Here is a 24,164-nt window from a genome sequence, read left to right as displayed (position 1 = left end):
AGCCCACCCATGACGAGGGATCGCGCTCATGATCATGCCACCGAACGACAGCGTTTTTGATCGGCACGGTCGTGAGTGCGACCAGATTGTTGACGAGTTCATCAAATCTCGTTGCGCAAACAACCCAGAGAAATTGTTCCACTACACATCGGTTGCGGGGTTCGAAGCGATAATCAGAAACGGTACCTTATGGGCCACCGCCCTTCCCCACATGAATGATCCCACTGAATTAATCCATGGCGTGGAAAAATTTAATGAATACCTCCAACAAAAATTGCCGATTCTATCCGGGGACCTAAGAAAATTCTGGGATAAGTGTCTTTCTGGCACCGACAACAGCACAATACGGAAAATTTCCGATCAATTTTTCTCTATATCATTTAGCAAAAAGGAAGATGACCTTAATCAATGGAGATCATACGCCAAAGATTGCTCTGGCTTCTCCCTTGAGTTTTCTTACGATTTTATCAATTCATACATGAAAGACCCTGAGATACCCCATAAACATAAATTTTTCTCGTCTGAAATTTTTTATGACTACGAGGTTTTTCACGTCGCGTCTGATAAAATCATTGCTTTAACAAACAAGTACGCATCGAATGAAAGAACAAATGATTCACTTGGATTTCTGATTAATGTAATTACCGCATCCCTCCGTCTATCTTTTTATCAAAAAAACAAGCACTATCGAGAAGAAAAAGAATGGAGGATATTGATTTATATGGGAAATGAAAAACAAGAGCAAGAAATTGAATACCGAACCCGAGGCAACAGCCTCGTTCCATACACAGAATTCAACTGGAAATCCGCCACCCCTTGCCCCCTGAAGCGGGTGTGGATCGGACCCGCTGCCGCCCACGACACCACCCCGGAGTCGGTCAAAGCGTTCCTGAAGCACCACGGCTACGGTGACGAGATCGAAGTCCTGAAATCCGACTTTCAGTATCGCAGCCTTTGATCGCCGCCTAACAGGAACGCTACCCTAAAACGATTCAGTGGAAGTCCAGCGAACCAGTGTTGTCCGAGGAAACGGAGGAGCAGGCATTCGCCCGCTCCCCCAATCCCTTACCCCGCCGTCACCGTCAACTCGCCCACCAGCGGCACCGGCATCAGCGCCTTGACCTCCGCGCTCGATTTGCCCGACGCGAACAGGCAGACCAGCTTGGCCAGCGAGGCTTCCGGGGTCATGTCATAGGCACCGATGGCCCCGACGGCACCCAGACCGGTGGCGTAGGCCCCGGGCAGCACGGAACCGGCCTGCACCTGGGTGTTGTCCATCAGCACGACACCGTTCGCGTTGGCGTCGGACAGCGCCTGAAGGAAGGCCGGGTCGGACGGGCCGTTGCCCTCGCCGAAGGCCAGCAGGACCGCACCCTTGACCGCCGGTTGCGTGGCGTTCAGCACCGCCGTGACCGTGCTGGCCTGGATGCCGGGGTACAGCCACAGCATCACGGCGGAAAAGCCGGTGACGGCCTGGGCCTGCGCGTCCAGGGCGGCTTGGCAGGCGGCGAGGTTGGCCGGTTCCGACAAGGAGGTGTCCGGCCCCGGCATCGGCAGCCACAGCGCGGTGTTCTGGGTGATGAAGCTGCCAACCTCGGCCAGCGGCGGGAAGTTGGGCGAACCGAACCCGGCGAACTGGTTGGCGTTGATCTTTTCCGACCGGTTGCCGCGCAGCAGCTTGGTGTCGAAATAGACCGTCGCCTCCGGGATCGCCACGGTCCCCGCCACCACGATGGCCCCGACCAGATTGGTCAGCGCGTCGGTCAGGGAGAAGATCAAGGGCACCTGCGAGCCGCTGACCACCACCGGCTTGGACAGGCCGGGCAGCAGGAAGGACAGGGCCGAGGCGGTGTAGGCCATGGTGTCGGTGCCGTGCAGCACGACGAAGCCGTCATACTCCTGGTAGACGCTGGTCAGCTTGCGGGCGATGGTGATCCAATCCGACGGCGTCATGTTGGAGCTGTCGAGCGTGGTGTCGAACCACTCCATCGTCCAGGTCAGGCCCGGGTAATCGGCGACCTGATGATTCGCCAGCCCCGGCATCGACAGGACGAGCTGTTCGAACTCCGGCCCCGGCATCGGGGCGAGCGCGCCCTGATCGTTCGGCTTGCAGCCGATCGTTCCGCCGGTGTAGAGGACATAGACCTTTGCCATCGCCTGTTTCTCCGCGCCATCGTTGATTGGGACCGGCTCGCGTCGAGCGGGTCGCCGCCAGCCACCACCCCGAATTGTATTATCGGGATATGTTCGCCGAAACGATAGTGCAGATCGGCGCGTTCCTCAACGCAGAATCACGCGCACGGTGACGCCGCCGGTCGGGGTGGCGCGCGGATCCCACAGCGGGGCGTCCAACCGGGCGGGCGTCAGGACGGGCGCGTGCTCCAGCCGCAGGCGGGGCGGGGTGGCGTCCTCCGGGATGGGGCGGGTGCTGGACGTGGGGCCGGGCGCGCCGGCGGCGGTCAGGATCAGATGGGCGCAGGCGGACAGCAGGGACATGATCGGCTCCAGGGAACAGAGGCGGCGGGGGTGGGCCGACCATGCGCGCCCCGACATTCCCTTTGAAACGAATAGGCATTATGACCTCATCACGAATCGTGATGACCAGCCGTTGCGGCGGTCGGGCGGCTCTGCTTGAATGGGTGACGCTGTTGTGAGTGCCCACCGCCATGCCCGCCAACCTCGACACCGACCTGCTGCGCGCCTTCACCGCCGTCGCCGACACGCTGAGCTTCACCCGCGCCGGTGAGCAGCTGTTCCGCACCCAGGCGGCGGTCAGCCAACAGGTGCGGCGGCTGGAGGACACCGTCGGCAAGCGCGTGTTCGAACGCGACACCAAGGGCGTGCGCCTGACCCGCGACGGCGAGGTGCTGTTGGCCTACGCCCGCCGGATGCTGACGCTCAACGACGAGGTGATGGCCCTGATGCGCCGGACCACCACGGTGGCCAGCGTGCGCATCGGCACGCCCGACGATTACGCCACCATGCTGCTGCCGGAGGTGCTGGCCCGTTTCAACGCCAGCTACCCGGACGTGATGGTGGAGGTGGTGTGCGACAACAGCCCCGATCTGGTCGCGGAGATCGAACGCGGGCGTTACGATCTGGCGCTGGTGACGCAGCGGTCCGACACCCCCGGCGGCGAGCTGGTGCGGCGGGAGCCGGTGGCCTGGGTCGCCCCGCCGCGCGATCCCGCCCTGCCCCGCCCGGTGGAGGATCTCGATCCGCTGCCGCTGGCGCTGTTTCCCAAGGGCTGCGTCGTCCGCGATCTGGCGGTGGACGCGCTGGACCGCATCGGCCGCGACTGGCGCGTCGCCTTCACCAGCAAGAGCGTGGTCGCCGTGCATGGGGCGATCCTGGGCGGGCTGGGGGTGACGGCGATGGAGGCCTGCACGGTCCCGACCAGCCTGCGGCGGCTGGACTCGGCGGACGGCTTCCCCGACCTGCCCGACATCCACATCGCCCTGCACCGCGCGCCCGGTGCCCTGGCCAAACCGGCGCGGCTGCTGGCCGACGCCATCCATGATCTGGTGGGAGAAACCGCGCGATGACCCGGCGGATGCCCCTGTTCCTTCTTGCGTTGTCCCTGCTCGCCGCGCTGATGGCCGCCCCCCCGTTGGCGCGGGCGCAAAGCCCGGTCGCCATCGGCGCGCCGCTGACCGGCGAGGTCATTTTGAACCGCGACATCGAGGTGCGGATCGACCCCAACGCCGACGCCCGCATCGTGATGACGCTGAAGCAGGGCAAGGCGCTGAACGCGCTGGACACGCCGCGCGGCACCTATTGGACCAAGGTCGCCATCGGCGGCCAGCCCATCGGCTATGTCCCCGCCGACAGCCTGGATCCGGCGCTGATGGTCACGGGCCGCCCGGCGGTGGGCGGCGAAGGGCCGCAACCGGCCAAGCCCGCCGCCAACGGCAAACCCGCCGAGCCGCCCTACAGCGGCCGCACCGCCGCCGTCGTTCCGCGCGACGCGTGGGAAAAGGCGGCGCAAACGCCCGGTCAGGGCTATGTCGTCGCCGCCAAGCCGATCAGCGCCACCGAATTCGTCGATTCGAAGAAGCGCCGCCCCTTCACCCTGCGCAAGGGCGACGTCGTCGCCGTCATCAGCATCGCCAACGGCCAAGCCACCCTGGCGCTGCCCGCCGGAACCCGCGCCACCGCCCCGGTGGAGGGGATGATCGGCGTCGTCGCCCCCTATCCCCTGCCCGGCATGCCGCCGATCGAACCGGGCATGCTCTATGGCGCGAAGCTGGGCCAATATGTGAGCTACAGCGAGGGGATGCGCGCCTGGAAGGAGTTCACCGCCGGGCCGGGCAGCGCCTATCGCGATCTGCCGCCGATGGTGTGGCCGGTCTTCAAGGGCGGGCGCACGCTGTATGATCTGGGCGTCGGCCCCTTCACCCGGTTGCAGGTGGACACCGCCTGCGGCACGCTGGCCCAACGCGGGTTGGATTGCACGGTCATCGAATTGGAAACCTTCTGACCATTCGTTAAGCTTTGTGCCGCATTGTGGCGCACCGCCCTTCCGCCGCCCCACCCGACCGCCTTTCGGACCTCGCCCGCATGACCCACACCGATCAAACCACCGGCGACGCCCCCGACGACGATCTGTTCTTTCTGGACGAGGGGGAGGAGAGCGCGGCGGTCCCACCGGACGTGGATGCCCCCGCCCACCCGCTGGCGGCGGCACCGTCGGGCCAGCGGTGGAAGCTGCTGATCGTCGATGACGAGCCGGAGGTGCATTCGATCACCAAGCTCGTGCTGTCCGATTTCGCCTACAAGGGCCGTCCGGCGCACTTCATCTCCGCCCATTCGGCGGAGGAGGCGCGGACGATCCTGGCGCGGGAAACCGACATCGCCATGATCCTGCTGGACGTGGTGATGGAAACCGAGGACGCCGGGCTGCAACTGGTCCACCACATCCGCGAAGAGCTGAAGAACCGCCACGTCCGCATCATCCTGCGCACCGGCCAACCGGGGCAGGCCCCGGAACGGGCGGTGATCCTCGATTACGACATCAACGATTACAAGGCCAAGACCCAGCTCACCGCCCAGCAGCTCTTCACCACCACGGTCGCCGCCCTGCGCTCCTACGAAGACATCATGGCGATCGAAGCGAACCGGCGCGGCCTGCAAAAGATCATCGACGCGTCGTCGTCGCTGTTCCAGGCGCGCTCGATGAAGCTGTTCGCCGGGGGCGTGTTGACGCAACTTTCCGGCCTGCTCGGCGTCGGGCCGGACGCCATCCTGTGCGTGCAGCGCGGGTCGGTGCTGGGCGGGGCGCGCGACGGGCTGTATGTGCTGGCCGGGGCCGGGCGGTTCGAAACCCTCATCAACGAACCGGCGCTGAACCATGTCGACCCCGACGTGCTGGGGCTGGTGATGGCCTGCCTGGAAAGCCGCGCGAACCATTACGCGGGCGAGCACATCACGCTGTACATCCGCACGCCGAACCGGCGGGAAAACGTCGTCTATCTCCGCTCCGACCGCCCGCTGTCCGATCTGGACCGCGAGTTGATCGAGGTGTTTTGCGGCAAGATCTCGGTCGGCTTCGACAATCTGTATCTGTACGAACAGTTGCACCGCGCCCAGCAAGGCACGCTGGCGGCGCTGGCCGATCTGGCCGAACGGCGCGCGGCGGACGCGGACGGCGACAACCGCTTCGCCCGGTCCCTGCGCATCGCGGCGGTGACGGAGCGGATCGCCCGCCAACTGCGCGACGAGAACCGCTTTCCCGAGATCATCGACGAGTCCTTCCTGTCGATCATCGGCCTGTCGGCGATCCTGCACGACGTCGGCAACGCCGCCATCGACCCGTCGATCACCGCCAAACCCGGCCCGCTGTCCCCCGACGAACGCGCGGCGATGCAGCGCCACACCCTGGCCGGGGCCGACCTGCTGACCCGCGCCAGCCGCCTGACCGACGGACAGACCCATCTGCACATCGGGGCCGACGTCGCCCGCTGGCACCACGAGAATTGGGACGGGCGCGGCTACCCCGACGGTCTGGCCGGGGACGCGATCCCGCTGAGCGCCCGCATCGTCGCCGTCGCCGACGCCTACGACGCCATGCGCCACCACCGCCCCCACCGCGCCGCGCTCAGCCACGACGCCACCCTGACCGAAATCCGCAACGATTCCGGCCACCGCTTCGACCCGGTGGTCGTGGCCGCCTTCCTGGCGGTGGAGGGGGAGATCGCGGGGTTGTGAGGGGCTATGACCAATGCCTCGGATAAGGCAATTTATGCTCGCTTTCTAGGAGCCACCCCACCGCGACGGCCCAATCCAAACCCGACTCGATAAAGATCGGGCATATCAATCCTCGTGTCTTTGCGGGTAACAAAAATGCCAAGACGTTCCAGATCCTTGCGAACCCCGTCCCAACTTTCCGCGTGCTGAGGCGGCAAGCGGTCTGAGTCTGACAAGATCGTATCGGCCCCTCCAGGAAACTCATCCCACCAAGCGCAGAAAATCGTCTCGGAATCGCAAGGCACATTGATTCCCCGAAGAGGCTCCATGGCTGCGGGCACCCACGGATCATCCTCCGCGACTTGGTCCACACGAATCTGCGATGCCTTTTGAATGCCGCGCTTCAAACTTTCATAGTGAAGCGCCAACGGATGGTCAGCATAGCGTTGAGCGCTGTCGTCCGCCGCTCCGGCAATGGCGGCCAAGAATGATCGCGGAGACGTCCAGCCATGCCCATCGGCCAGATGACCGACGCTCCACACATACGGCACGCCACGGCGCGCATCCTTTCCCATCTTGTCCCCGGCCAAAACCTCAAACAGACGCCGCTGATAGGGCGAATCGGACATCAACACCGGAGGCAGAGACCAATAACGCCCGTAATCGCTCAACACTTCGGCGGGTGGTAACACAGAGGTCACCACAGACCGCAGGCACTCACCATGCGGACTTGGAGCGTTTATGAGGCGTTGCCACAACATGGCATGCAGATCATGCCGATCCCACGTGAGGTTGGCGCTTGTGGATGTGAGTTTTGACGCATCAGGAAAAGAGGTGACGGTGCGCTCCATTTGATCGGGCCGCAAAAATATTTTTGCACGGAGCATTGAAAAGTCGCGCAACCAAAGAGAGATACGCAACAAATCACGAACGATACGGTTCATCGTTCCCCAGTCGGGACTTGTACGGTCCAGAGCGTCGAAGACAATGAGACCGAACTGTTGGTCCTGTAACAACTTTTGATTTGATGACTCAACAATCTGGGCAAATGCCTCAGGGTTTTGAGTCACCCACTCTGCTGTTTCCCCCCATGAACCGATAGGGATCTGTCGATTGACAACCCCCGCCAACCACCTCAAAACAACCGCCTGCCAAACGGTGTATGGGTCATACCCCTCACGAAGCAATTTTTTGAAGCTGTCAGAATTCGGATAGGATTCGATGCTTGGCTTCGCCGCATGGCCGATGCGGATGATTGTGCGGATTAGTTCCGGCACCGTTGCGCCAATCTGCTGCCTCAGGTCAGCATCCCCCAGAGCAGACGTCCAAAACGACTTACCAACGCCACGCGCACCAATCACCAAAACAGCTTCACGTGTCAATGCCTTGCGGTGAGCCTGCGGAATGTGAAGCGTGCCCGGTCTTGGGATGTCACCCGCAATGTCCAGCTCAAATGGAGCGGCTTGAATGGCCTGCCGTATTGCCTGCGGCGATGTCACAGCGTCCTCCCCTGGCCAATGGCGCGATCCAGAAAATCCAACAGCGCACCGAAAACGGCCTTCACTTCAGCCTGATCCACTTGGCCCATGCGATTCTGCAAGCTCAACAGACCATACCAGCCACGATTCCAGCGAACACTCAGGGGCGAATGGGGAGCGTTGTCATCATCCTCGTCATAGTTCCACTCGCTGATTTCTCCCGGCGGAACTGCATCATAAGTATCCACGAACAAGTCATAGGAATCGCTCCGCAGCGCCGCCAGATACTCCAATCGGCGCTCGTCATCCGGCACAAGCCCCGCCACCAGTTGCAAGCGATCTCGGATTTCGGTAATGACTCCGCGCTGGCTCCAATACGAAAACAGCGCGCGATACCCTGTCCAGGTTTGTTGCCCCTGGATCGCAAACATCAAGACCGTGTGTGCCCCAAGATCCGTCACACAAGCCGCTGCCACATCGTCAATCCCAGCGCGGGAATCAACGAGGATGACATCGGGTTGATGAAGAGATTGCAATCGGTCAACCAACCGGTTGAGACGCGCTGACCAAGTGTCCAGTCCCCCTTGAGCGTTGCGCTTGGACATCCAGCAACGTCCCAGCTTGGACACATACTCCCCGATCTGTCGGCCATGGGCTGGCACCAGATAGATTGAACCGCTGGTTGGAAGATCACTGGTGGCATAAAGATCAGGCAGCAACGCCTCCCCGTTATCGACCAAATCCTCCACCAGCCAATCGGTGATGCCGTATTCTGGTTGCCTTTCTAACGGAAGCAAAGCGCTCGATAGCCCTGGGGACTCCAGATCCAAATCCAGCACCAACACCCGCTTTCCCTGCGAAGCAAGAGACCACGCGCTGGCCGCCAGCGCCGTGGACCGGCCAACACCGCCTTTGATGGAGAAAAACACAATGCGTGGAGCGCCAGGGGCAACATTCGCGATTGTTTCCCAACGGCTTGCTGTCGCCAGACGGTCAACAAACCAGACCCTGTCGAGATCGCCGAGCGGGAACGCCGACGCCCCTTGGCAGGCTTCCTCCTGTGAAACCTCATAAAGAACACCCGATCCCGCCACATGTGCGTGAGGGGCGATCTGACCAGCCAACACCCCATACATGGTCTCAAGCTGCTCAGAAAGACCATCGCTCGCAGTGACGCTTTCCGGCACGATCAAGCGCACGCGACCATTGAGGTCGCGATTCACCAGCAACCATTCCAGTTGGGCAACCACCTCGCGGTGCGCCCGCAGCACGTCCGTCGTGATGGGCAGGATTCTGTCAAATACGATCATATCCGCCCATCCTTCTCTGCCCTTTTTATCAACGCATGAACATCTTGAGCAGCTTTGCGATGCGGCTCCACTCGAGACGCATTAAAATCCCCTTGATGAGCATAGCGTTGCTCTGCCTTCCAGTCGTCAAAAGGGCTGGGGTTGGCTAAAAGATACTCTGCATCTTTACCATCTCGATAGGTTTCAAAACGCTTCCATATTATATCGGCGTGTTGACGATCTTCCTTTTTCTCTGGAGAACCATCGCTTGAGCGGGTCTTCATTTTAAAAGCTATCATCAGCCGCTTGAGGCCGCATTCAGCAGCCATACCATACAGGTGATCGGCGTTTGCATAGCGCTCCGCTTGGAACAGGCTCTCGGCATCGTCCAAGTGCCTTTGATGCGCATCCAGGAAATCCGCCTGCAATGTCCTCTCCCCAAAGTCCTTCAGCGACCTGACAGCTAGGAAATTCGCCATTCCGTAAGGATGCACGACAGAGATCGTCAGTGGCAGAGCATTCTTTAGCACCTTTTGATGGCCGACGATAAGCCGCCTGGGTGAATCCACGGTTGCTCCACGACGCTGACGGTGGTGCCCGTGTTTTGGAGCCTTCGGCAATGTCGTCATGCGCGCCCCAGTACCAACGCCCCCCCACAAAAAAGGCCCCCGCCACCGGCGGGAGCCTTTCTGAACCTAAACCGCTCTCACCCCACGCGCAGGATCACCCGCGCAACGATCCGCCGGTCGCCTTGATGACCGCCGCGACGATCTTTTGGCCGATGGCCTCGATGGCCTCGTCGGTCAGGGTCGCGGTGGTCGGTTGGTAGGTGACGGAGACGGCGACGGATTTTTGCCCCTCGCCCACGCCCGCCCCCTGGTAGACGTCGAACACCGTCGCGTCCTTGATCAGGGCCTTGTCGGCCCCCTTGGCGGCGCGCAGGATCTTGTCGGCCTCCACGCCCTGGCCGACGAGGAAGGCGAAATCGCGTTCGATCGGCTGGAAGGCGGAAAGCTGGACCATCGGCTTGGCGGTGCCGGTCTTCTTCTTGGGCAGCGGGATGGTGTCGAGCATCACCTCGAACCCGGCCAGCGGCCCCTTGACGCCCAGCGTGTCGAGGATCGACGGGTGAATCTCGCCAAAGCGGGCCATCACCGTCGGGCCAAGGCGCAGCACGCCCGACCGGCCCGGATGGTACCAGCCGGGGGCGTCGGTGGTGACTTGCAGGTTGGCGGTCGGCGCGCCCGCCGCCTCCAGCGCGGCCAGCGCGTCGGCCTTGGCGTCGAACACGTCCACCGGACGGGTCTTTTCCGACCAGTGGCGCGGCACGGCGGCCCCGGCGCGGATGCCCGCCGCCACGCTGTCCTGCCCATCGGGGGCCGGGGTGCGGAAGGCCGCCCCCACTTCGAACAGGCGGACGTCGGGATAGCCACGGTCGGCGTTGCGGCCCGCCGCCTGGATCAGGTTGGGCAGCACCGACGGGCGCATCACGTCCAGGTCGCTGCTGATCGGGTTGACCAGCCGCAGCCCCTCGTGGCTGGCCCCGAACAGGGCGGCGGTGGCCGAGGCCAGGAACGACCACGTCACCGCTTCCGACAGGCCGCGCGCGGCCAGCGCCCGGCGGGCGGCGGCCACGCGGCGCTGCTTCAGCGTCAGCGCCGGGCGGGTCAGCACGGTGTCGCGCGGCAGCGGGGTGGCCGGGATGGCGTCGAAGCCGTTGACGCGCAACACCTCCTCCACCAGATCGGCCTCGCCATGGACATCGGCGCGCCAGGACGGAACGCCGACGCGCAGGGAGCCGTCATCCTCCTCGCCCTCGATCGTGAAGCCGAGGTCGGTGAGGATGCGGACCTGACGGTCGTGCGGCAGATCGACCCCGCCCAGGCTCTTGACCCGGCCCGGACGCAGGGTCAGCGCGCGTTTCCACGCCGGTTCGGCCCCGGCGATCACGAGGTCGGAGGCTTCGCCGCCGCAGATCTCCAGGATCAGGCGGGTGGCGCGTTCCACCCCCTCGACCACCGCCGCCGGATCGACGCCGCGTTCCAGGCGGTACCGGGCGTCCGATTCGACGCCCAGACGCCGCCCGGCCTGGGCCACGCGCACGGTGTCGAAGATCGCCGCTTCCAGAAACAGGGTGGTGGTGGTTTCGGTGCAGCCCGATTCCTCGCCGCCGATGATGCCGCCCAGCGCTTCGGCCCGCGCGTGGTCGGCGATGACCACCATCGACGGGTCGAGCGTGTACTCCTTGCCGTTCAGCGCCTTCAGGCTTTCGCCCTCGCGCGCCATGCGGACGACGATGCCGCCCTGCACCTTGTCGGCGTCAAAGGCGTGCAGCGGGCGCGCCACGTCGAAGGTGATGTAGTTGGTGATGTCCACCAGCGCCGAGATCGGGCGCAGGCCGATGGCCAGCAGCTTGTCCTGCATCCATTGCGGCGACGGGCCGTTCTTCACCCCCCGGATGGTGCGGCCGACATACATCGGGCAACCGTCCAGCGCCTCGATCGTCACGCCGAGCGGGCTGGGGAAGGAACCGGCCACCGGGGTGGCGTTCAGACGGCCCTCGGTCAGCGGCTTCAACCGACCGAGACCGGCGGCGGCGAGGTCGCGGGCGATGCCGCGCACCCCGGCGCAATCGGCGCGGTCGGGCGTGAGGTTGATGTCGATCACCGGGTCGTTCAGACCGGCATAGTCGGCGAAGCTGGCCCCGACCGGCGCGTCCTCGGGCAGTTCGATGATGCCGTCATGCTCATCGGACAGCTTCAACTCGCGCTTGGAGCACATCATGCCGTTGGATTCGACGCCCCGGATGACGCCCTTCTTCAGCGTGATGTCGGAACCGGGGATGTAGGCCCCTTCCGCCGCGAAAACGCCCTTCAGCCCGGCGCGCGCGTTGGGCGCGCCGCAGACGACCTGGAGCTTTTCGGTGCCGGTGTCCACCACCAGAACGCGCAGCTTGTCGGCGTCCGGGTGCTTCTCCGCCGACACGACGTGGGCGACGCGGAAGGGGGCCAGCTCTTTCGAGCGGTCCTGAACGCCTTCAACCTCCAGGCCCAGGGCGGTCAGTTTGTCGGTGATCTGGTCGAGCGTGGCCTCGGTGTCCAGATGGTCCTTCAGCCAGGACAGCGTGAACTTCATGGAACCGGCTCCTTATCGCGTCAGGCCATGGGCGATGTTGGGGATGTCGAGCGGCACGAAGCCGTAATGCTTCAGCCAACGCAGATCGGCTTCGAAGAAGGTGCGCAGATCGGGAATGCCGTATTTCAGCATCGCCACGCGCTCCACCCCCATGCCGAAGGCAAAGCCCTGGTATTTGGTGCTGTCGATGCCGCAGGCTTCCAGCACGTTCGGGTGCACCATGCCGCAGCCGAGAATTTCCAGCCAATCGCCGTAATTGCCCAGCTTCAGCTCGCCGCCCTTGCGCAGGCAACCGATGTCCACCTCCGCCGACGGTTCGGTGAAGGGGAAGAAGCTGGGGCGGAAGCGCAGCGGCAGATCGTCCACGTCGAAGAAGGCGCGGCAGAACTCCACCAGACAACCTTTCAGGTGGCCCATGTTGGTCGCCTCGTCGATCACCAGACCTTCGATCTGGTGGAACATCGGCGTGTGGGTCATGTCATAGTCGGAACGGTAGGTTCGGCCCGGCGCCACGATGCGGATCGGCGGCTTGTTGTTCAGCATGGTGCGGACCTGCACCGGGCTGGTGTGGGTGCGCAGCAGCATCTTCTTGTCGTCTGCGTCGGGCAGATAGAAGGTGTCGTGCATGTCGCGCGCCGGGTGGCCGACCGGGAAATTCAGGGCGGTGAAGTTGTGGAAATCATCCTCCACATCCGGCCCTTCGGCGACGGAGAAGCCCATCTCGGCGAAGATGGCGATCATCTCGTCCATCGTCTGGCTGATCGGGTGGATGCGGCCTTCGGTTTCCGGGCGGACCGGCAGGGTGACGTCCACGCGCTCGGCCTCCAGCCGCGCCTTCATGTGGGCGGCGGCGAGGTCAAGCTTGCGGGCGTCGAGCGCGGCGGCGATCTCGTCCTTCAGCGCGTTCAGCGCCTGACCGCGCTCCTTGCGCTCGTCCGGCGACAGGCCGCCCAGCTCCTTCATAAAGCCGGTGATGCGCCCCTTCTTGCCCAGCGCGTTCACGCGCACCTCGTCCAGCGCCGGAAGATCGGCGGCGGCGTTGACCAGCGACAGGAGTTCGTCTTTCAGCGCGTCGAGCATGGCGGTTCCCGGCAAACGTGGGGAAAATTCGGAATCGAAACAAAAAGGGAGCCGGACCCAAAGGCCCGGCTCCCTTCTCTAACACGTGGCGCCTGAAAAAGCGTCCGCGAACGGGTCGCGAGTGCTTTACGCGGCGGCCTTGGAGGCGAGCGCGGCCTGGGCCTTGTCCACCAAGGTCTTAAAGGCTTCCGGCTCACGCGCCGCCAGATCGGACAGAACCTTGCGGTCGATCTCGATGCCGGCCAGCTTGATGCCGTTGATGAAGCGCGAGTAGGTCAGGCCATACTGACGGACGCCGGCGTTGATGCGCTGGATCCACAGGCCACGGAAATCGCGCTTCTTGTTGCGACGGTCGCGGTAGGCGTAACGAAGCGCCTTTTCGACCTTTTCAATCGCAATGCGGAAGTTCTTGGAATTGCGACCGCGATAGCCCTTGGCGAGCTTCAGGATCTTACGGTGACGGGCGTGCGTGGTGACGCCGCGCTTAACACGAGCCATGGTTCAGTTCCTTCCCAGTATCAGGCGTTGCGCAGCCAGTTCTTCAACACCGTGCGGGCGTTGGAGTCGCACAAAGTCATCATGCCGCGCGCGTTGCGCTTCATGTTCGGGGACTTCGGCTCGAGGCAGTGGCGCTTGTAGGCCGCCTGGGCGCGGACCTTACCGGTGGCAGTCACCTTGAAACGCTTCTTGGCGCCGCTCTTGGTCTTCAGCTTGGGCATTTTCAGTCCTATCGGATAGGGTCGACTTCCAACGGACGGTTGGGCATGCCCTGGCCTTTCGGCCTGGCCTCGCCGCCCGTGGAAGGATCGCCTTATACGCGCCCGCCCGCCGCAACGCAAGAGCCGGTTATGGCCGAGCGACGCTCGGCAGCTCCGCCAGCAGCGCATCGCGCGCCGCCCGGCGTGTCCGACGCGCGGTCGCCCAACTCCAGGCGGGCGAAGACGATGCGCCCGCCGCCCCGTTCGACCCAGCCCACGAACCAGCCCAACGGGCGGTTGCGGTTGGGCACCCCCGTTGGAGGCCGGGCGGATCGTCCGCCCCTTCGCCATCGACGTCACGCTGGGCGGCTATTGGCTGACCTGGCTGAAATCAAAACACGTCACGCCCGGAATGCGGGCTTTCCGCGCCTGGATCGCCGCCGCCTGCGACCGGTTCCGCAACGCTCCTTGAACCGCCGGGTCGCCTGGGTCGCGACGACGAGCACCCGCCCTTCACACAATATCAAGCCATATCAATTTAAGACTGTGGAATCCGCTTGATTTTCTTTCGAATGGCGGGAAACCCATTTTCGAGCACCAACAATGCTGCGCGCGCTTTTATCGCTCAATTTCGCCAAATATACATCTTTTGCGTCAAATTGCATTATCAAGCGCGCAAATGGTTGAATGAAATTTGATTCCTTGCGACTGTTTGTCGCCAATTCGGCAAGCGACGAATTTTTTGGAGAAAAAATATGGGTATGGTCAACCTCACGAACCTTGCTGGAAAAGGCATTTCAATCAACAGCTTCTCAATCAATGGCACAGAAATCACTGGCAACCTGAAGCATTTGCGGTTTGGGCAAACCTTCATGGCAAGTTACAATGACAAACCCGGATCGCAGTTCACATCCCTGAAACTCGTTCTTGTCATGTCTGGCGTCACGTATCACATCGACTTGAACAAAGATCATTATTTTGGCGGTGGGGAGTACCACTATCCCGGAGATGATTCGGACGTCAGCTACACTCTGTTTGGAACAAACGACAGCGGCAGCCAGATGCAATTCCGCCTTGTTTATGGAAAAGGCGGAAGCGACCGCCTGATCTACACAAACGACACCAAGTACCTCGATCGGGTCTAAAGCGCCGCGCCTGAAATGTGAAACAACCCGGCGCTCCAAGCTTTGATTGATCGAGCGGATCGCGTGAAATCCTTTCCGATTTCACGCGATCTCCTTTACTCGCTTCCACTGTGAAGAGTCTTCGGACCGCCGATCAGCGATACTCCTTGAACCGCTCGGTCGCCTGGACCAGCGCGGCGCGGATGCCGGGTTCCATGGCGGAGTGACCGGCGTCGGGGATGATGCGGTAATCGGCCTCCGGCCACGCCCGGTGTAACTCGTCCGCCGACACCACAGGACAGACCACGTCGTACCGCCCCTGCACGATGACAGCGGGGATGTGGCGGATGCGGTGGACGTCGCGCAACAGCTTGTCTTCGGGGGTGAAGCGGTTGGAACGGAAGTAATGCGCCTCGATCCGCGCCAGCCCCAGCGCGTGGGTGTCCTCCCCGCTCGCCGCGATCAGTTCGGGCGAGGGCAGCAAGGACGAGCAACTGCCTTCATACACGCTCCACACCCGCGCGGCGGCGATGCGCACGGCACGGTCGGGCGAATCGAGCCGCTTCCAATAGGCTTCCAGCAGATCGCCCTGCTCCTCGGGCGGGATGTGGGCGGCGAAGGCGGCCCAAGCCTCCGGGAACAGGACGCGCATCGAATAGAGGAACCAATCGATCTCGCTCTTCCGCATCAGGAAGATGCCGCGCAGGATCAGGCCCAGGCAGCGCTCCGGGTGGGTCTGGGCGTAGGCCAGCGCCAGCGTGGATCCCCAGGAGCCGCCGAACAAATGCCAGCGCTCGATCCCCAGATGGCGGCGCAGGGTTTCGACGTCCTCCACCAGCTTTTCGGTGGTGTTGTCGCGGGTTTCGCCCAACGGGGTGGAGCGCCCGGCCCCGCGTTGGTCCATCACGACGATGCGGTAATGGGCCGGATCGAAAAAGCGGCGGTGGGTGGGCGAGGCCCCGGCCCCCGGCCCGCCGTGCAGGAACATCACCGGCACGCCGCGCGGGTTGCCCGCCTGCTCCCAATAGACCGTGTGGAGATCGTCCACCGCGATCGTTCCAGCCTGGTACGGGTCGATGGGCGGGTAAAACTCACTGCGCGGCATGACGGGAATCCTTGGAGTGCGTCGGTCCTGTGGTGCGAGGCGCGAGTGTAAAGGACCGACGCCGGGTTGCGCCAGCGGGCAAAACCCCAAGGGGGCGGCCTTTCAACCGCCACGCACCATCGTCACGGCGTCTTCCTGCCGACCATATGGCCAAGATAGGCGACCAGCCGATCGAGATCGGCGTCGCTCAGCATCGTTGGATCGAAACCGGGCATCTGCTGGTTGGGCCAGGTCCGCACCGCGCGCGGGTCACGGATCAGCTTGGCCAGCCCGGTCGGGGTCAGATACTCGGTCGGGTTCATCGGGCGGTTCAGGTCCGGCCCGACGTTGGCGCTGCCCGCCCCGTTCAGCGTGTGGCAGGCCATGCATTGGGCGACAAACACAGCCTGACCGGCGCGAATCGGCGAATCCGCCGCCAGCCCTGCATCCACCGCCAATTGCGGCCAGCGCTTCAGCGGGTTGTCGGTGCTGGCGATGCGGGCAAGCTGGTAGGGCCATTGCTCGCTGCGGACGCCCGAGGCTTCCGGCCGCACCCACACCAGATAGAAGGGACCGGCGGACACCGTCTTGCCCGGCAGCGGCGGCCAGGGTTGATCGGCCGGTTCCACCGCCAGGAAGGCCACCGCACCGCTGTCGCCGGTGCGCAGGCACAGCTCCGGCGGCAGCAGGGCGGCGAATCCGTCGCTGGCGATGCCCTCCAGCGTCGCGTCCTTCGGCACGCTGTCGGCGGCGATCAGGCTGGCGAGCGGCACGGCGCGGTAGCGCATCGCCCGGCCATAGGCGACGTCGTTGGCGATGTCCACCGTCACCGCGTCGGGACGGGCGAGCAGCGCGTCGCGGTCGATGCGGCGCTCCACCCCGGCGACGGAGATGGTCAGCTCCGGCCCGGCGGCCAGCAGCGGTGACGCGATCAGCAACAGACAGGCGGTCAAGAGACGAGCGATCATTCCGGGTCGTCCTCTTCGTCGGTGGGTGGGGCGGTGGGCAGGGGGGTGGTGGAGGTGGTGGCGGTGGAGGAGGTGGAGGAGGTGGCACCGGATGGCCGGACCACACGCGGGGCGGCGGCGGGCGGCTCCGGCGAACCAGCCCTCACGCTCACCCGTTCGATCTGCTCCGGATGGGTGGCTTCGATCATCGGGCCGCTGCGCAGCCCGATCCAGCCGCGCACACGGATTGTTTTGCCCTCATACGATAGCGGGTCGATGCCCGCCTTGGCAAACTCCCGCATCACCCCACGCGCGATGTGCACGGTCACGTCGCTGCGCCAATCCTCGCCGAAATCGAGATAGGCTTCGCCACCGGTCTTGGTGACGCGCAACACCCGCCCTTCCACGATCTGGAAGCTGTCGCGGTCGCGGGCCAGCGTCTCCGGGTCCGCCGCGCGCACGGCGTAGACGCGGGTGCGCCACAGGCCGCGCCGGTCGCGCCGCGCCCCATCCTCCGTCGCCAGCAATTCGGCGGCAAAGGCGCGGGCGTCGGGGCGGGTGTGGACGCGGGCGTGGCCCTGCGCCAGCAATTCCGTTTGCAGCCACAGCCCATCGTCGCGCAGCAGATGGGCCAGCAGATGGCCATGGCGATCGGTCGTCACCGCCCCGCGCGGCGTCACCGCCCGCCCCTGCACCAGATGAACCAAGGCCGCCGTCGCCGCGTCGGCCAGCGGCCAGGACCGTTCCCCGGGCACGGCAAAGCGGGGTGGTTTCGCCGCCTCGATCCCGGCCAGACGGACACGCCGCCCGTCGGCCAGTTCCAGCGTGTCACCGTCGATCACCGAGGCCACGCGCCAGGAGTCCGCCGGGGCGGTGGTGGGCCACAACAGCGGAAAAACCAGGGCCAGAAGCAGCGTCCGGATCACCGTCGCAAGCTTCAAGCAAGCGGGCGCGGGTGTCATGCCCGCATCCTATCAGCGGGTCGGGGCCACCCGGCAAGCCTGTCGCAAATCTTTCACCCTTCGCGGGTGCGGCACGGGTTGCCCCCGTCCGCCCCGGTCGGGTACGGTGCCTGCATGCTCGACAGCCCATCAGCGTCCCCGACGGACCACGCCCGGCCCTTGCCCCGGAAGCGGTTGCGCCTGCCCATTGCGGCGGTGCTGGTCGCCGGGTTCGGCTCGCTGATGCTGGCGGCGGTGGCGAGCGTTCTGGTCCTGGGGCTGGTCAGCGCCAGCACCAACACCTTTGCCCTGCTGAACGACAAGGCCGATCTGGCGCTCGCCGGGGTGGAGGTGCGGGTGCGCCACCAGCTCGACCCCGCCCGCGACATGGCGCGTTTCGTGGCCGGTCTGATCGAGCGCGGCGACCTCGACCCCACAGACACCGACCGTTTGACCATCACCCTGCGCGGCGCGCTCGCCGCCGCCCCGGACGTGACCGGCGTGGCCTTCGTTCGCCCCGACCTGACCGGCGCGCAGGCCGGACGGATGAGCGGCGGTCTGATGGCCGGGGGCATGGATTTGCAGGGCGACAGCACCATCCCGCCGGAATTGCTGAACGGCCCCAGCCGGGGGGCCGCCGCCTGGGCCGATCCCTTTTGGCTGAAAGAGGCGTCGAACAGCCTCATCACCCTGTACCAGCCGGTGCGACGCGATGGGCGCTATCTGGGGCAGGTGGCGGTCGGGGTGTCGTTGGGCGACCTGTCGCGCTTTCTGTCGGCGCTGTACGTCGAACAGGGGCTGAACGCCTTTGTCCTGTACGACCGCACCCATGTGCTGGCCCATCCGGCCCTGGTCGGCCGCAGCTTCGATTTTTCCAACAAGCCGGACGGCCCACCGCTGCCGCGCATCGATCAGGTGGACGATCCCGCGCTCGCCGCGATCTGGACCAATGGCGTGCCGGTGGACGCCCTGAAAAAGCGCGTGGTTGGCCAATCCGTCCACATCGGCGGGGATGATTACCTGTTCCTGATGCGGTCGATGGCGGGCTATGGCCAGCAGGAATGGATCATCGGCATCGGGTTCCGCGAAAGCGAAATGAACGGCGAGGTGCGGCGGCTGGTGAAAACCGGGCTGGCCGGGCTGGCGATCCTGCTGATTTCGGTGGCGGTGGCGCTGTTCGTCGGGCGGCGGATCAGCCGCCAGATCGCCCGGTTGGCCGAGGCCGCCGACCGCGTCCGCGCCTTTGAGTTCCAGACCATCACCGACCTGCCCGATTCGCGGTTGCAGGAGATGGCGCGCGCCGCCACCGCGTTCAACGCGATGGTCGCGGGGCTGCGCTGGTTCGAAACCTATGTGCCCAAGGCGCTGGTGCTGCGGCTGATGCGCCAGCGTGCCACCCAGGGCGACGGGCTGGATTCGGTTCAGCGCGAGGTGACGGTGATGTTCACCGACATTCGCGGCTTTTCCCGCATGGCCGAACACCGCAGCGCCGCCGACACCGCCACCCTGTTGAACGAGCATTTCACCTTGCTGGCCGCCTGCATCGAGGCGGAAGGCGGCACGGTGGACAAATTCATCGGCGACTCGCTGATGGCCTTTTGGGGCGCGCCGGAAAAGCAGGAGGACCACGCCGCCCGCGCCCTGCGCGCCGCCCACGCCATCCACCGCGCGGTGCTGGCCGACAACCGCCGACGCGTCGCCGCCGGGCAGGAACCGATCCGCGTGCGCGTCGGCCTGCACAGTGGCCCGGTGGTGGTCGGCAACATCGGGTCGGCCAACCGCATCAACTACACCATCATCGGCGACACCGTGAACGTCGCCGCCCGGATCGAGGAGCTGTCCGCCGCGCTTCAGGGCGACGCCGACGTGATCGTGCTGACCAGCGGCGTCACCGCCAGCAAGGGCGACGGGGCCGCCCCGCTGGTGCGCCAGGGTGGCCGCTCCCTGCGCGGCCGCACCGGCATGACCGAATTGTGGCGGCTGGTGGCGGCGGATGAGGAGACGGAAGAGGTTGGGGGCGTGTTGCCGCTCGGCGCAGACGACAACGCCCACCACGACAACGCCCACCCGCGCGAACGCGGGCGGGCGCTGTCCGGGGCCGATTGACCAGACGAAGCGACTGATGGGGCCTTGCCCCCGGTCAGTGTCCCTTACGGGTTGGCGACCAGATCGCCGGAATCCTCCACGCGCTTCAGCATCGAATCGCGCAGCTTCATCATGGCGCGGTGTTCCAACTGGCGGACGCGTTCCTTGCTGACGCCCAGTTCGCGGCCCAACTCCTCCAAGGTCGCCCCTTCGTCGCGCAGGCGGCGTTCGCGGATGATGGTGCGTTCGCGCGGGCTGAGTTCGCCCAGGGCTTCGGCCAGCCATTGCGAGCGGGTGTGCGCGTCGCGCATCCCGATCACCACCTCTTCCGGCGAGGGGCGCTGATCGGCCAGGAAATCCTGCCAATCATCGTCCGATCCGTCGGCGACCGGGGTGTTGAGCGACTGGTCGGCCCCGGACAGGCGCATTTCCATCGCCTCGACCTCGGCCACATCCACGTTCAGTTCACCGGCGATCCACTCCCGGCCTTCCTTGGTCAGCCGGTTGCCGCTGCCGTTCTGCGACGCGCTGTCGATCTTGGCGCGCAGGCGGCGCAGGTTGAAGAACAGCGATTTCTGCGCGGCCGTGGTCCCGGTGCGCACGATCGACCAGTTGCGCAGGATGTAATCCTGCATCGCCGAGCGGATCCACCAAGCGGCGTAGGTGGAAAACCGCACCTCGCGGTCGGGTTCGAAGCGGCTGGCGGCCTGCATCAGCCCAACATTGCCCTCCTGCACCAGATCGCCCATCGGCAGACCATAGTTGCGGAACCGCGACGCGGTGGCGATGACCAGACGGGTGTAGGCGCGCACCAGCTCGTGCAGGGCGCGCTCGTTCCCCTCTTCCCGCCATTTCCGGGCCAGTTCGAATTCATGATCGCGCGACAGCAGCGGTTCGCGCATGGATGCCTTGATGAAGCTCAGATTCGCCCGCTGAGTCTCCGGGTCATCAATGTAAGCCATCCGTCCCTTCCTTCCCGTCTGGGCGGCGCCGTGCAGCGATGGTGCAGCCAGTCTCGCGCGTTGGGGTGGCCTTTGGCCCCGTCCTGGTTCTCCCCGGTCCTTCACCATGAAGGGCGGGGGGACGGTGGCAAGCGCACCCGGTTGTTGGTGATACGCATCGCAAAAGCGTTTGGATCACGCGGGCTGGAACTTTTTTGAATCACTCCAGATTCAGAGCCGCTCATCGGGTAGGACGCCAGCGGACGGAGTTTATTCCCCCTCCCCCAGCAAGGCGTCGATGGCGCGGCGGTCGCGCTTGGTCGGACGACCGGCACCGGGCGCACGGTAGGGGTCCTCCAGCCGTTCCTCGGCCACCGGTGGGGCGAGATCGTCATAAAGGGCCTGGGCTTCCGGGGCCGGACCTCTGCGGGTTCCCAGCGCCACCACCTTGACGACGCGGATGTGCCGCCCTTGGGCGAAGGTCAGGACATCCCCCGGCTTCACCGCCGCGTGCGCCTTCGACACCACCGCCCCCGACAGGCGCACCCCTCCATCGTTGCAGATCTTGGCGGCGAGGCTGCGCGTTTTGAAGAAGCGCGCGTACCACAGCCATTTGTCGATGCGCAGGCGTCCGGTGGGCGGGTCGTCGCGGTCGTCGTCGGTCATGCCGGTCTGATCCATGGTGATTGGCGGTCCCGCAAGACGTCAGTCCGTCAACCTCTGCACTTCGATGGGGGTGTCGGCGGGTGAGCCTGGGCGGTCTGGGGAAAAGGGTAATCCAGCCGACCGCGCAAGTCGATGCCGGGTGGTGGGCGCAACGGCGACGACCGGGCACGGGACATCCCAAGCACAAGCCGCCAAAGCAAACCAACAAGACCGCAGCAAGCGCCACAGCGCGCCAGACAGACACCAGCAAGATCAGGGAAGTGCAAGGCCAGAAAAGCGAAGGGCCGATGCGCAGTGCGCTCGGCCCTTGGTCTTCGCTTTCATCACCGGAGAACTGGAGCGGGCGAAGGGATTCGAACCCTCGACCCCAACCTTGGCAAGGTTGTGCTCTACCCCTGAGCTACGCCCGCGTTCCCGTCGTCCGGGAGCGGCTTTTTACGGAAATCCGCCCCCCTCGGCAAGAGGAAAATGCAGGTCCCTGCATTTTTTTGACGGCTCCGCTGAACACCCTGGTCAAGACTGCCAGGACAAAGAGCCACCGACCAGCTTGCCCGCCTCGGCGGGAGGCAGCGGACGGGCAAAATGATAGCCCTGCCCGTAATCGCAGGCCAACGCGCGCAGCAGGTTGGCGTCGGCGCTTGTTTCGATCCCCTCGGCGATCACGTCGAAACCAAGAAGCCGGGCCAAATCCAGGATGATGCGGACAATGGCACGGTTTTCCTCCGACTGGTGCATGGCCGAAACGAAGGAGCGGTCCACCTTCAGGCTGTCGATCGGCAGCTTGTGCAGATAGGACAACGAGGAATAGCCGGTCCCGAAATCGTCGATGGACAGCTTCACCCCCAGGGTGCGCAACTCCTGCAGCAGGCGGATCGACTGTTCGGCCTTGTCCATGACCGCGCTTTCGGTCAGTTCCAGCTTCAACCAAGACGGTTCGACACCGGTCTCGCGCAGCACCTGCCGCACGACATCGACGAAGTTCGGATCGGCCAGTTGGCGGGTGGACAGGTTGACGCTGATGAACAGCGGAGCGGAACCGGGTTCCCGCTCCTCCTGCCAGATGGCGATCTGCCGACAGGCTTCGCGCAGCACCCAGGTGCCCAGCGTCACCACAAGGCCGGTGCTTTCCGCAATCGGAATGAAGACACCCGGCGGAATGTTGCCCCGTTCGGGATGATCCCAGCGCACCAACGCCTCGAACCCGGCCAACCCGCTCGTCACCATCTCCACGATGGGCTGATAGGCCACCCACAGATCGGTGCCGCTGGCCAGCGCCCCGCGCAGATCATGCTCCAACCGCACCTGTTCCACGACCTGACCATGCATGGCCGGATCGAACCAGGATTGCCGCCCGCCCCCCAATTCGCGGGCGCGGCCCGTCGCGATTTCGGCGTCGCGCAGCACGTCTTCCGGGCGTTCATGGCTGGGCAGGGCCACAGCCACACCAATGCTGGCCGACAGAAACACCGTGCCGCCCGTGTTGGAGCGCGCCGACCGCACAATGGCGGCCAACTCCTCGACCGCCTCCTCCACGGCAGGACGGTCGCAGGGGCCGGCGATCAGCAGGGCAAAGGCGTGATCGCTGACGCGCGCGATCAGATCGAACGCCGTCCCATGCGCGCCCATCCGATGCGCCAGATCGTCCAACAACTCGTTGGCGAAGCCCTGTCCCAGGCTGGTGCGGACATCGGCAAAACGGTCAATGTCCAGGATGATGAGAGTGAAGGGTTCGCCCATCGCCCGGTAATCGGCCAGATGCTTCAACAGCATCAGGCGGTTGGCCAAACCTGTCACCGGGTCGTAATAGGCCAGTCGGAAAAGGTCATCCTCGGTCTGCCGCCGCTCCGTCATGTCCTGCATGACGATGAAGTAACCGGCGATGGCCCCGTTCGGTGCTCGGTGCGGCGCGTGCATCCGCAGAAAGTAGCGCTGGCGCTCATCGGGTTGGATCGTCCAGGCTTCCGACACCACAGCCTCGCCATCCAGCGCGCGTTTGGCCGCCCCCAAGGTGCTGCGGAAGGTGTCCGGCCCCAGAATGTCACCGATGGTGGTGCCGACCAGCCGATCAAGCGTGGTCCCCAGCATCTCGAGGTAGGCGCGGTTGGCGAAAATGTGCCGCCGGTCACGGTCGAAAACCCCGACCATCACCGGCATGGCGTCCAGGATCTGGCGCAACGTGTCGAGCGCCGGATCACCGGACGGAGCGGCGGACAAAGCCTCGACCAAGGCGGTGATGTGGGTATCGGGTGTCATGGCGCCAGAAATTCGAGGACACGTGAGACAATTGACCCCACAACACTTACGCGATGTGTCGCCCACCCGTCAAAAGCAAACCCATACGCAGGCGGTTGTCGGAGGGGATACTTTCGGCGGTCCCCCCCGATCACAGGCCCCCGCCGCCTCTGGTCGTGAGCCGCGAAGTTCGTATGCCTGTGCCCCGCTTTCGGCTGGTCGCGCCGGTCGTTTGTGAGCCTATACTGCCAAGCGAAGTGGGGGCGTTGGCCCGCATG

Annotated in this window: 22 protein-coding genes and 1 tRNA gene; 7 read left to right on the top strand and 16 right to left on the bottom strand. The window is 64.6% G+C overall.

From position 1 onward, the window contains the following. Positions 1-28: 28 nt before the first annotated feature. On the top strand, positions 29-958 hold the full coding sequence (locus tag EJ903_RS12725) for a DUF2971 domain-containing protein (protein WP_126615738.1): 930 nt from the start codon (positions 29-31) through the stop codon (positions 956-958). 107 nt (positions 959-1,065) lie between these two features. Here EJ903_RS12725 and EJ903_RS12720 read toward each other — a convergent pair whose 3' ends face one another. Both EJ903_RS12720 and EJ903_RS12715 read right to left on the bottom strand, forming a co-directional pair. Then, on the bottom strand, positions 1,066-2,154 hold the full coding sequence (locus EJ903_RS12720) for an asparaginase domain-containing protein (RefSeq protein WP_126615736.1): 1,089 nt from the start codon (positions 2,152-2,154) through the stop codon (positions 1,066-1,068). A 126-nt stretch (positions 2,155-2,280) separates the two neighbouring features. Further along, complete coding sequence (locus EJ903_RS12715; protein WP_126615734.1) at positions 2,281-2,496, bottom strand: hypothetical protein; 216 nt, start codon at positions 2,494-2,496, stop codon at positions 2,281-2,283. A gap of 158 nt (positions 2,497-2,654) precedes the next feature. On the opposite strand from EJ903_RS12715, the gene EJ903_RS12710 reads away from it, so the two are divergent. The 3 genes from EJ903_RS12710 to EJ903_RS12700 all read left to right on the top strand — a co-directional run bounded on the left by EJ903_RS12710 (position 2,655) and on the right by EJ903_RS12700 (position 6,207). Continuing rightward, positions 2,655-3,545 (top strand): LysR substrate-binding domain-containing protein, encoded by an 891-nt coding sequence (locus EJ903_RS12710; protein WP_246015517.1) that lies wholly within the window; start codon positions 2,655-2,657, stop codon positions 3,543-3,545. An 8-nt stretch (positions 3,546-3,553) separates the two neighbouring features. After that, positions 3,554-4,480: an SH3 domain-containing protein gene (locus EJ903_RS12705; RefSeq protein WP_246015515.1), complete on the top strand. Its 927-nt coding sequence runs from the start codon at positions 3,554-3,556 to the stop codon at positions 4,478-4,480. An 80-nt stretch (positions 4,481-4,560) separates the two neighbouring features. After that, positions 4,561-6,207 (top strand): DUF3369 domain-containing protein, encoded by a 1,647-nt coding sequence (locus EJ903_RS12700; RefSeq protein ID WP_126615732.1) that lies wholly within the window; start codon positions 4,561-4,563, stop codon positions 6,205-6,207. A gap of 32 nt (positions 6,208-6,239) precedes the next feature. Here the strand turns inward: EJ903_RS12700 and EJ903_RS12695 are convergent, their stop codons facing one another. The 7 genes from EJ903_RS12695 to rpmI form a co-directional block, all read right to left on the bottom strand. Next, positions 6,240-7,685, bottom strand: coding sequence for a hypothetical protein (locus tag EJ903_RS12695; protein WP_126615730.1), 1,446 nt, complete (start codon positions 7,683-7,685; stop codon positions 6,240-6,242). Then, on the bottom strand, positions 7,682-8,974 hold the full coding sequence (locus EJ903_RS12690) for a KGGVGR-motif variant AAA ATPase (protein ID WP_126615728.1): 1,293 nt from the start codon (positions 8,972-8,974) through the stop codon (positions 7,682-7,684). Before EJ903_RS12690 ends, EJ903_RS12695 begins: the two co-directional genes overlap by 4 nt. Then, a complete protein-coding gene (locus tag EJ903_RS12685) occupies positions 8,971-9,582 on the bottom strand; it encodes a hypothetical protein (RefSeq protein ID WP_246015513.1) in 612 nt (203 codons plus the stop codon). Before EJ903_RS12685 ends, EJ903_RS12690 begins: the two co-directional genes overlap by 4 nt. Before the next feature lie 94 nt (positions 9,583-9,676). Continuing rightward, on the bottom strand, positions 9,677-12,088 hold the full coding sequence (pheT, locus tag EJ903_RS12680; RefSeq protein ID WP_126615726.1) for a phenylalanine--tRNA ligase subunit beta: 2,412 nt from the start codon (positions 12,086-12,088) through the stop codon (positions 9,677-9,679). 12 nt (positions 12,089-12,100) lie between these two features. After that, the gene (gene pheS, locus EJ903_RS12675; protein ID WP_126615724.1) at positions 12,101-13,168 is read right to left on the bottom strand and encodes a phenylalanine--tRNA ligase subunit alpha; all 1,068 of its coding nucleotides are present in this window, start codon (positions 13,166-13,168) and stop codon (positions 12,101-12,103) included. A gap of 126 nt (positions 13,169-13,294) precedes the next feature. After that, entirely contained in the window at positions 13,295-13,666 is a 372-nt protein-coding gene (rplT, locus tag EJ903_RS12670; RefSeq protein ID WP_012975157.1) for a 50S ribosomal protein L20, read from the bottom strand. A 20-nt stretch (positions 13,667-13,686) separates the two neighbouring features. After that, entirely contained in the window at positions 13,687-13,887 is a 201-nt protein-coding gene (gene rpmI / locus EJ903_RS12665; RefSeq protein WP_126615722.1) for a 50S ribosomal protein L35, read from the bottom strand. Between the two features lie 295 nt (positions 13,888-14,182). On the opposite strand from rpmI, the gene EJ903_RS27000 reads away from it, so the two are divergent. Together EJ903_RS27000 and EJ903_RS12660 are read left to right on the top strand one after the other, a co-directional pair. Beyond that, positions 14,183-14,338 (top strand): type 2 periplasmic-binding domain-containing protein, encoded by a 156-nt coding sequence (locus EJ903_RS27000; protein ID WP_158627931.1) that lies wholly within the window; start codon positions 14,183-14,185, stop codon positions 14,336-14,338. 283 nt (positions 14,339-14,621) lie between these two features. Further along, positions 14,622-15,011, top strand: a complete 390-nt coding sequence (locus EJ903_RS12660; RefSeq protein WP_126615720.1) for a hypothetical protein — start codon at positions 14,622-14,624, stop codon at positions 15,009-15,011. Positions 15,012-15,144: 133 nt separating this feature from the next. Here EJ903_RS12660 and pip read toward each other — a convergent pair whose 3' ends face one another. The 3 genes from pip to EJ903_RS12645 form a co-directional block, all read right to left on the bottom strand. Then, positions 15,145-16,095: a prolyl aminopeptidase gene (gene pip, locus EJ903_RS12655; RefSeq protein ID WP_126615718.1), complete on the bottom strand. Its 951-nt coding sequence runs from the start codon at positions 16,093-16,095 to the stop codon at positions 15,145-15,147. Between the two features lie 122 nt (positions 16,096-16,217). Beyond that, positions 16,218-17,042: a c-type cytochrome gene (locus tag EJ903_RS12650; RefSeq protein ID WP_126615716.1), complete on the bottom strand. Its 825-nt coding sequence runs from the start codon at positions 17,040-17,042 to the stop codon at positions 16,218-16,220. After that, positions 17,039-17,983, bottom strand: coding sequence for a thermonuclease family protein (locus EJ903_RS12645; protein ID WP_126615714.1), 945 nt, complete (start codon positions 17,981-17,983; stop codon positions 17,039-17,041). Before EJ903_RS12645 ends, EJ903_RS12650 begins: the two co-directional genes overlap by 4 nt. Before the next feature lie 114 nt (positions 17,984-18,097). Between EJ903_RS12645 and EJ903_RS12640 the strand changes: the two genes are divergently transcribed. Next, positions 18,098-20,068: an adenylate/guanylate cyclase domain-containing protein gene (locus EJ903_RS12640; RefSeq protein WP_126615712.1), complete on the top strand. Its 1,971-nt coding sequence runs from the start codon at positions 18,098-18,100 to the stop codon at positions 20,066-20,068. Positions 20,069-20,112: 44 nt separating this feature from the next. On the opposite strand, the gene EJ903_RS12635 is transcribed toward EJ903_RS12640, so the two are convergent. The 4 genes from EJ903_RS12635 to EJ903_RS12620 form a co-directional block, all read right to left on the bottom strand. Next, entirely contained in the window at positions 20,113-21,009 is an 897-nt protein-coding gene (locus EJ903_RS12635; RefSeq protein ID WP_126615710.1) for an RNA polymerase factor sigma-32, read from the bottom strand. A gap of 249 nt (positions 21,010-21,258) precedes the next feature. After that, positions 21,259-21,654, bottom strand: coding sequence for an RNA-binding S4 domain-containing protein (locus EJ903_RS12630; RefSeq protein ID WP_126615708.1), 396 nt, complete (start codon positions 21,652-21,654; stop codon positions 21,259-21,261). Between the two features lie 335 nt (positions 21,655-21,989). Then, positions 21,990-22,064, bottom strand: a tRNA-Gly gene (locus EJ903_RS12625). 103 nt (positions 22,065-22,167) lie between these two features. Then, positions 22,168-23,907, bottom strand: a complete 1,740-nt coding sequence (locus EJ903_RS12620) for a putative bifunctional diguanylate cyclase/phosphodiesterase (protein WP_126615706.1) — start codon at positions 23,905-23,907, stop codon at positions 22,168-22,170. Between the last annotated feature and the right edge of the window lie 257 nt (positions 23,908-24,164).

It is taken from the genome of Azospirillum griseum (assembly GCF_003966125.1).
Lineage (GTDB): Bacteria > Pseudomonadota > Alphaproteobacteria > Azospirillales > Azospirillaceae > Azospirillum > Azospirillum griseum.
This window is presented reverse-complemented; position numbering and strand designations above follow the sequence as displayed.

Coding starts and splice junctions, on each gene's coding strand:
- EJ903_RS12635 (WP_126615710.1), bottom strand. CDS start 21,009: ATGGCTTACATTGATGACCCGGAGACTCAGCGGGCGAATCTGAGCTTC.
- EJ903_RS12700 (WP_126615732.1), top strand. CDS start 4,561: ATGACCCACACCGATCAAACCACCGGCGACGCCCCCGACGACGATCTG.
- EJ903_RS12660 (WP_126615720.1), top strand. CDS start 14,622: ATGGGTATGGTCAACCTCACGAACCTTGCTGGAAAAGGCATTTCAATC.
- pip (WP_126615718.1), bottom strand. CDS start 16,095: ATGCCGCGCAGTGAGTTTTACCCGCCCATCGACCCGTACCAGGCTGGA.
- EJ903_RS12690 (WP_126615728.1), bottom strand. CDS start 8,974: ATGATCGTATTTGACAGAATCCTGCCCATCACGACGGACGTGCTGCGG.
- EJ903_RS12630 (WP_126615708.1), bottom strand. CDS start 21,654: ATGACCGACGACGACCGCGACGACCCGCCCACCGGACGCCTGCGCATC.
- EJ903_RS12720 (WP_126615736.1), bottom strand. CDS start 2,154: ATGGCAAAGGTCTATGTCCTCTACACCGGCGGAACGATCGGCTGCAAG.
- rpmI (WP_126615722.1), bottom strand. CDS start 13,887: ATGCCCAAGCTGAAGACCAAGAGCGGCGCCAAGAAGCGTTTCAAGGTG.
- EJ903_RS12645 (WP_126615714.1), bottom strand. CDS start 17,983: ATGACACCCGCGCCCGCTTGCTTGAAGCTTGCGACGGTGATCCGGACG.
- EJ903_RS12685 (WP_246015513.1), bottom strand. CDS start 9,582: ATGACGACATTGCCGAAGGCTCCAAAACACGGGCACCACCGTCAGCGT.
- pheS (WP_126615724.1), bottom strand. CDS start 13,168: ATGCTCGACGCGCTGAAAGACGAACTCCTGTCGCTGGTCAACGCCGCC.
- EJ903_RS12640 (WP_126615712.1), top strand. CDS start 18,098: ATGCTCGACAGCCCATCAGCGTCCCCGACGGACCACGCCCGGCCCTTG.
- rplT (WP_012975157.1), bottom strand. CDS start 13,666: ATGGCTCGTGTTAAGCGCGGCGTCACCACGCACGCCCGTCACCGTAAG.
- EJ903_RS12725 (WP_126615738.1), top strand. CDS start 29: ATGATCATGCCACCGAACGACAGCGTTTTTGATCGGCACGGTCGTGAG.
- EJ903_RS12715 (WP_126615734.1), bottom strand. CDS start 2,496: ATGTCCCTGCTGTCCGCCTGCGCCCATCTGATCCTGACCGCCGCCGGC.
- EJ903_RS12650 (WP_126615716.1), bottom strand. CDS start 17,042: ATGATCGCTCGTCTCTTGACCGCCTGTCTGTTGCTGATCGCGTCACCG.
- pheT (WP_126615726.1), bottom strand. CDS start 12,088: ATGAAGTTCACGCTGTCCTGGCTGAAGGACCATCTGGACACCGAGGCC.
- EJ903_RS12705 (WP_246015515.1), top strand. CDS start 3,554: ATGCCCCTGTTCCTTCTTGCGTTGTCCCTGCTCGCCGCGCTGATGGCC.
- EJ903_RS12620 (WP_126615706.1), bottom strand. CDS start 23,907: ATGACACCCGATACCCACATCACCGCCTTGGTCGAGGCTTTGTCCGCC.